Source organism: Vibrio viridaestus, assembly GCF_003856525.1.
Lineage (GTDB): Bacteria > Pseudomonadota > Gammaproteobacteria > Enterobacterales > Vibrionaceae > Vibrio > Vibrio viridaestus.
In genome coordinates this window covers 1-401 of the sequence record NZ_RJVQ01000159.1, presented here as the reverse complement: position 1 = coordinate 401, position 401 = coordinate 1, and the positions used below count along the sequence as shown (strand labels likewise).

Annotated in this window: 1 protein-coding gene; it reads left to right on the top strand. The window is 61.2% G+C overall.

The genetic code is table 11. From position 1 onward, the window contains the following. The coding region (locus EES38_RS22000) for a phage tail length tape measure family protein (RefSeq protein ID WP_208020509.1) at window positions 1–401 on the top strand (401 nt) is incomplete at both ends.

The following is a 401-nucleotide window of genomic DNA, read 5'->3' as shown; positions in this document are numbered from 1 at the left end:
GATGGCCAGAGTCAGGCGTCATTTTTCTGGTACGGAAAGTGATGCGAAAAAAACAGCGGCAGTCGTTGAACAGTCGCTGAGCCGACAGGCGCTGGCTGCACAGAAAGCGGGGATTTCCGTCGGGCAGKATAAMGCCGCCATGCGTATGCTGCCTGCACAGTTCACCGACGTGGCCACGCAGCTTGCAGGCGGGCAAAGTCCGTGGCTGATCCTGCTGCAACAGGGGGGGCAGGTGAAGGACTCCTTCGGCGGGATGATCCCCATGTTCAGGGGGCTTGCCGGTGCGATCACCCTGCCGATGGTGGGGGCCACCTCGCTGGCGGTGGCGACCGGTGCGCTGGCGTATGCCTGGTATCAGGGCAACTCAACCCTGTCCGATTTCAACAAAACGCTGGTCCTTT